Source organism: Salinicola sp. (genome assembly GCF_982684285.1).
Map to the genome: position 1 here is coordinate 1 of NZ_CEXLVS010000224.1, position 6,765 is coordinate 6,765.

At 61.6% G+C, this 6,765-nt stretch carries 5 protein-coding genes and 1 pseudogene; 3 read left to right on the forward strand and 3 right to left on the reverse strand.

Annotation, left to right across the window (positions count from 1 at the left end; genetic code table 11):
* Positions 1-2,628 (forward strand): DUF4190 domain-containing protein (locus AC3AYF_RS16490; RefSeq protein ID WP_487780020.1); only part of this gene is annotated, 2,628 nt, incomplete at its 5' end.
* Between the two features lie 327 nt (positions 2,629-2,955).
* Entirely contained in the window at positions 2,956-3,417 is a 462-nt protein-coding gene (locus AC3AYF_RS16495) for a hypothetical protein (protein ID WP_487780021.1), read from the forward strand.
* A gap of 46 nt (positions 3,418-3,463) precedes the next feature.
* Here the strand turns inward: AC3AYF_RS16495 and AC3AYF_RS16500 are convergent, their stop codons facing one another.
* From AC3AYF_RS16500 to AC3AYF_RS16510, 3 genes are read right to left on the reverse strand one after another with little or no spacing between them, the layout of a single operon-like run.
* Entirely contained in the window at positions 3,464-5,179 is a 1,716-nt protein-coding gene (locus tag AC3AYF_RS16500) for a mechanosensitive ion channel family protein (protein WP_487780022.1), read from the reverse strand.
* 35 nt (positions 5,180-5,214) lie between these two features.
* Positions 5,215-5,682 (reverse strand): ester cyclase, encoded by a 468-nt coding sequence (locus AC3AYF_RS16505; protein WP_487780023.1) that lies wholly within the window; start codon positions 5,680-5,682, stop codon positions 5,215-5,217.
* The gene (locus tag AC3AYF_RS16510; RefSeq protein ID WP_487780024.1) at positions 5,683-6,336 is read right to left on the reverse strand and encodes a TetR/AcrR family transcriptional regulator; all 654 of its coding nucleotides are present in this window, start codon (positions 6,334-6,336) and stop codon (positions 5,683-5,685) included.
* A 94-nt stretch (positions 6,337-6,430) separates the two neighbouring features.
* Between AC3AYF_RS16510 and AC3AYF_RS16515 the strand changes: the two are divergent.
* Positions 6,431-6,765: pseudogene (locus AC3AYF_RS16515) on the forward strand (NAD(P)-dependent oxidoreductase); the annotation flags it as partial.

Below are 6,765 nucleotides of genomic sequence, written 5' to 3' on the forward strand. Positions count from 1 at the left end.
AACAAGAACATGGGGGAGACCACGGAGGATCGCCTGGCGGCGGCGCGGCGGCTGCTGATCACCGTGGCCACCTCTCCCGCCATGGCGCTGGCCAGCGCCAAGACGTATGAACTGTTCCAGGACACTCTCAACAAGCCCGGCATGGCGACACGGCTCGGTCTCGAGAACAACGATCAACTCCGCCAGGCCTACACCGAAATCTTCCCGGATTCGACAAAAGACGTCGCCGTGCCAGATACCGCGGATAATGGGTTGGGTTCCGTGGAAAACCAACGTCGGGCAATTTCCGCGACGCCCCCGCAGTTGGGAGAGTTCGATTTTCCACCGAACTGGGCCGAGGGCGTTTTACAATCACTCGATGAAATTGGCGACGGCGTGGATTTCGTAACGCCCGATGGCGACGGTATCCGCCTCGAGGACGCGATGAGCGAGCCCAATGAGCGCATCGCCAATGCAGGGGAAACCAGTGGCCAACAGCTAACTGACGATATCAACAACATGAATACTGATGAACGCCGTCGCACCATGAACATGGTCGACGACCGCATCAGCAACACTGGGCTCGATCCGAGCAAGATGGACTCCTCCAGCAAACTCAGGATCGTGGGTACGGTGATGGGGACGGTCGGCGGCATCGCCGACGGTGCCGGCGGTATCCTGGACATCGCTCTCGGCGCCATGTCGATCGACCGGTTGCGCGACAACCCCGATGCCCTTCCCAGCGAATACGCCGCGGCCTCGATGCAGTTACTCGGTGGCGTGGGCATCGCCGGCATGGCAGGCACCCAGCTGGCCAGCATGATCGCGGGGCCGGCCACGGCCTCGGCGCTGGGCGTGGCCTCGGGCGTGCTGGGGATCGCCGGCGTCGGCTTCGGCGCCATCGCCGCCATCGTCACCGGCGTCATCGCCAAGCAGAAACAGGATCAAAAGAAAGAGGAAGTCAAGGACGACTTCCGCACCTGGGGCGGGCTCGGCGTCACCGAGGACGACTGGGGCGACAAGCTCAACTACGTGCTCCACGCCCGTTACGAATACAACTACTATCACGGCTCCAGCCGCTACGACGACCTCTACCCCGAAGACAAGCCCATGTGGGAAGCCAGGCCGGAGCAGTACGAGGACTTCACCGAATACGTCGAAAAACACGACAATATTTCCGACGACTGGTTCGATGACTGGGACGACGACCACGACACCGGCATCGGCGAAGGCACGCCGGATCCTTCGGGCCTGCCTCGCTTCGGCGACGACGGGGACCCCGGCACGGCCGGTAACTTCAAGAGAGACGTCGATCGCCTCGACGTGGGCTCGATCGAGCTGGCCGACGATGGCCGCGTCATCTTCGTCAAGGATGGGGTCAAACAGGTCATCGATCCGCTGATTGGCGAAAAAGCCGACGAGAGTGACCGCAAGGAGATCATCGAATACCTCACCGATCTTCATGAAATCACCCACCCCGACGGGAAGCGCGATCAGAAAATCATCGATCGAATTACCCGACTTCACGACGAATCCGACCGTTACAACGATATCGACGACCTGAAACGGGCACTCGACGATTCTCAGCCGTTCCTGCTGGGCAAGGATGGAAAACACAAGGCGGGTACGTTCGACGACTTCCAGAAGGATATCGATCGTGTCGAGATCGACTCCATCGAGCTCGACTCCACCGATAGCAGCAAGATCAGCTTCATCAAGGATGGCGTCCGGTGGCAGCTCGACACCGATAACCGCGGAAGCCTGTCGAAAAGCGACGCCAACGATATCTTCGACTACCTGAAGAACCTCTACACCATGGCCCACCCGGATGGCGAACTGGACCAGGAACTGGCGGACGAGATAGACGAGCTGTTGGGAGGTTCTGACGACTACAACGACCTCGACGACCTGCGCGACGAACTCGATCTCGGCACCGATCCCAGCGGACTACCGGTCTTCGGTGATGGAGGATCCCCTGGAAACTATGGCAACTTCAAGAGAGACATCGACCGCGTCGACATCGGCTCGATCGAACTGATGGACGATGGACGCGTCATCTTCGTCAAGGACGGTGTGAAACAGATCATCAACACCTCGGAAGGAGATGATGACTCCGATCGGGGCACGCGGGAAAAGATCATCCGTTACCTGACGGACCTTCATGACATCGCCAGTCCCGATGGCACGCTGGACCAGGATCGCGTCGATGAAATGAATGATGTCTTCGCCAAGACCGACAGATACAACGATACCGACGCCATCAGGCAGTATCTCGACGCCGACGCCCCCGCTGCCTGGGATCAGAACCCGGGAACGGTCAAGATATTCGGCAACAAGGGCAAGCCAGGTGATTTCGGCGAGTTCAAGAAGGATATCGATACCGTCGACGTCGCCTCCATCAGGCTGAGATCGGATGGCGAGATCTATTTCAAACGCTCCGGAGAGTGGTACGTCCTGACGCCCAACGCCAATAGCAAGATCGAAGGTGAGTTCGATAAGTTCGTGGACTATCTGACCGAACTTCACGATATCACCCATCCGGATGGCGTCCTGGACAAGCGGCTCGCGGCCAGGATCGATGAGCTACTGGGCAGCAGCGACGACTACAACGATCTGGATGACTTGAAGGCGTTTCTGAACGTCGATTGAGTCCTGTCTGCCCGTTTCCCATTCGCCGAGACCGACCGGCGGATGGGAGACATCGGTCTCGACCGCAACTGCCCCTCTCTGCTCTGGCAGCGGTCGCCTCCTCTCTCCTGACCTTACGGCGCAAAAAATAGGCCGAAAAATGTCAGCCCCGCCAGACACCTATAAACATATAGACCAAAACGCAATTTCTTAATTAAAGTTCATTTTTGCCACGCCGATAGAGAGGGCCGGATCCAGCAATGACTGGATATCCGGCCGTCCAGATCTATTCGATGAGCGTGAGCGCTTCCTCGTATCGACCATGGAGACGGCACTACCCATACCGTCATGCCGCTCAGCGGCCGATACCAGAGGATTTTCACCATCAAACGCTCGATACCGACCCGCTCGATCCTGTTTACGGCCGCCGCGCTGGCCGCCGTGGCACTCACCGGCTGCGCGAACACCCGGGGCCCGGGCCTGGGCTCGGCGCTGGATGCTTCCACCACCGCCTACGCCCTGGATCACGGCTACGAAGAAGCGAATCCGCTGTTGTCACCCATCGGCGATCCGTACCTGTCGGCGCTGGCAGTCATCGGGGTGAAACAAGGCATCAAGTACTCACTGCACGAGTACGCTGGCGTGAACGAGGATTGCGCTCACTATGGCGTGGAGACAGCGGCCATGGGCGCAGGTGGCTGGAACCTGGCCGTGCTGGCGGGTGCCGCCACCGGGCCCGGCCTGATCGTCGGCGTGCTGTTCGGGGCCGGCTACTGGCTGTGGACCGATGGCGAGGAGGCATGCCGGTAACGCCGGGACCTGACGGCAGGCCGGACGCCGAGGCGACGAACCCGCGCTATCGGGCGGCGCCTCCCTCATCGCTCCCCTCGTCCCCCGAGGCGTGCCCGCGGGCGATATCGCGATGGCTGATCACGACCACGTCCCTGGGCCACCACTCGGGATACTCGTCACGGATGAACGCCAGCAGTTTCTCCCGGACGCTCACCTCGGCGGCCCACCCCGATAGCGGGTCGATCGTCATCAGATAGCAGGTCACGGTCTGCGCCGGGCCGGTCTGGTCGGTCACGCAGCACAGCAGCTTGTGGTGCTCGATGACGTTCTCCTCCGCCTTGGCGAACTCGAGGAACTTCTCGCGCAGGATCGGGATATCGGCGCTGAGGTGCAGCGTCAGCACGAGGCTGCGGTACTCCTTCGTGCTCTTGGAGGAGAGGTTTTCAAAAGCCTTGGACGCGAAGTAGGTCACCGGCACGATCAGGCGCCGCTCGTTCCAGAGTCGCAGCCTGATATGCGTGTAGAAGATCCCCTCGACATAGGCCCACTGGCCTTCGAACATCACCAGGTCACCGACCCGTATCGGCTTGGCCAGCGACAGCTGAAACGACGACAGGATGTTGCCGAGTACGGCCTGCCCCGCCACGCCCACCAGCACCGCCAGCACGCTGGCAGAAGCCAGAATCGACAGTCCCAGGGTTTCGAAGAGCTGAACCTGCCCCAGCACATAGATCGACACCGCCGTCACAAGGACGAGGATGATGATGCGCCGCACCGCGTAGAGCGTCGTCAGCAGCTTGCGGTCGTCCTGGGGCTTGGAATCGTCGATCTGCCCCGCGAGGCGACGCGTCATCTTCAGCATCATGGTATCGACGAGCCGCAGCCCGACGGCCCCGGTTCCCCAGGCCAGGATAGCGATCAGCACCACGCGCAGGGTGGTCGTCGCGACCGCCGAGAAGGAGACGACGTAATCGAGCAGCGCCTGGGTCAGCAACGACATCACGATGAGCGCCACCGGGCCGCGAATCTGCTTGGCGAAGATGCTCGGTGCCCCGGAGGGCAACCAGCGCGTCATCACCTCGATCAACCGGTAGACCCCCTTGCCGACCAGGGCAACCGCCAGCAGCACCAGCGGGATCGCGATCCACTCCCAGATCCTGAGCAACCCGAAGGAGCCCTTCAGGCTTTCGGGAATGTGTCGCTCGAACGCCGTAGGGCCGTACTCTCGATAGAGCGCGGGGATCGCCGCCACGCTCTCCGGCATGATCAGCCAGACCGGTTCCTCGTTATCCAGCTGATAGCGACCCAGCCGGATGTCGTAGGTGTCACCATCGGCCTCGAGCGAGGCCAGCTCGATATCGCGACGTGGCTCCCCGGCATGGGGACTCTCGCCCGTGGGATCCTCGATGGCGGCATCCTGACGCCCGGAGAGATTGGAGATACGGATCGACTTGCCACGCTGGAATATGGCGGCGAGCTGTCGGGCCAGTTCTGCACCCCGCTCACGCTGTTCCGCCGGGGACAGATCGGCAAGATTGAGGATATGGGCCGCCGCCTCGAAATCGCCCCGGTCGGTCAGGTCCCGGAAGGTGCGCATCGACTCCCGGGGCGTTCTGAGGTTGACGGAACCCGTGGCCTTGCCCAGGCCACTGTTCAGCGAATCGATGGCGTACCACTCCCGCTCACCACCACCTTCCTGGGTCTGTGCCAGGCACAGGCTGGAGACCAGCAACATCGATGCCGCCAACAACCACCGCCGCCATGCGCCCATGCGTTTCATCCCTGAGTCACCGCTTTCCTGAGTCGTTGGCAGGATCATCCCGCCTTCCATGATCCGCGTCCATCACGTGAGTCAATCCCGCGTGCAGGATCGCCAAGAGATTCCACCGCGGCTCTGGTACTGGCAGAGGCGCGCCTTTCTATCGCGGCCTTGTCGATGACCGACCACACCTCCTGGATCTTCTCCTCGGCGAACCGGTAGAAGACGTTCTCATGAAACACGACCCGCCGACCGTCGACCCGCAGCCCCAGGAATTCGGCTTGTGGATGACAGTCGAAGCGCAGCCTGCTGCCAACGGTCGAAGCGTCGGATATCAGCCGTTCGATGGCAAAGTGCAGGTCGGGTATGTCGCGATAGTCGCCGGCCAGCATTTCGCGATACCCGCTGATGCCAATCGTCGAACCGTTGTGGATGACGGTATCGCTGACGAACTCGTCGAGACCCTCGAGGTCGCGGGCGTTCAGACACACGATGTAGGCTTCATAACGCGACTCGAGATCCATCTACCCCTCCCCGCCTGATCGGCATGAAAAGGACTCACGCAACCCACCCAGAATCAGCGTTGCAAACGTATCCGCGGCTTCGGCTTCACCGCAATTGCCGCGAGCCATCGCGGCTGACAAGGCTTCACCGGCACCGATCAAACCGATGCAGCGCCGCTCCAGCTCGGCCTGCTTCAGGTCGGTGTGCGGTTTCAGCACGGCGGCGAACAGCTGCACGTAACCATCGAGCAGCTCCTGATAGACCCTCTCTTTCTCCTCGCTCCCCGCCAGCGCCGCACCGATCGCGTGCCATTCGCCAGTGGTATCGGCGTAGCAGTGAATGTAGGCCGAGGCGAGAGCGGCGACGGTCTCCTCGATGCTGCGCTCGCCGGTGGTCAGTGCGGCCTGGAGCGCCGCTGCCTGTGCCTGGTCGATCGACTTGTAGAGTTCGATGAGTAACTTCGAACGCGTACCGAAATGGTCGTAGGCGACCGGCTTCGAGATCCCGGCGCGAGTCGCCAGGTGCCCCAGCGTCAACCGATCGGCACCCTCATCACGAACGATCGTCAACGCCACATCCAGCAGTTGCTGCCGCCGCTGGGCGCGGGAAAGCCGGCGAGACACCGGCTTTGCCGCCTCTTCCCGGGGGTTTCCCTTCTCTTTCTCGCGTGCCAATCGATCGCTCCTCATTGATAACCTACCAAAAGTAGCTTACCGTTATCAAAACCTACCATTGGTAGGTTTTATCACGTTCCCAGGAGACGTCACAATGACATCCGATCCCATTCTGCTCATTGGCGGTGCCGGCGTCGTCGGCCGCCAGACGGCGAAGCATGTGCGCCACGCTTATCCCGACGTACCGCTACTGATCGGCGGCCGCGATCTCGACAAGGCGCAGCGTACGGCCCGGGAGATCGGCCATGCCGAAGCGGTGACGGTCGACCTCAGCGCAGCCGACCTGGGCCTTGGCAAGCGACCGATCAGCGCGGTGGCGATCTATTTCACGGACACGAGTACCGCCGCGCTCGCCTTTGCCCTGGCCCGCAAGGTCCCCTATATCAGCATCTCGCCCGCCCTGTATGAGACCGGCCCGGAAATCGCCGC

Coding starts and splice junctions, on each gene's coding strand:
- AC3AYF_RS16495 (WP_487780021.1), top strand. CDS start 2,956: ATGCCGCTCAGCGGCCGATACCAGAGGATTTTCACCATCAAACGCTCG.
- AC3AYF_RS16500 (WP_487780022.1), bottom strand. CDS start 5,179: ATGAAACGCATGGGCGCATGGCGGCGGTGGTTGTTGGCGGCATCGATG.
- AC3AYF_RS16505 (WP_487780023.1), bottom strand. CDS start 5,682: ATGGATCTCGAGTCGCGTTATGAAGCCTACATCGTGTGTCTGAACGCC.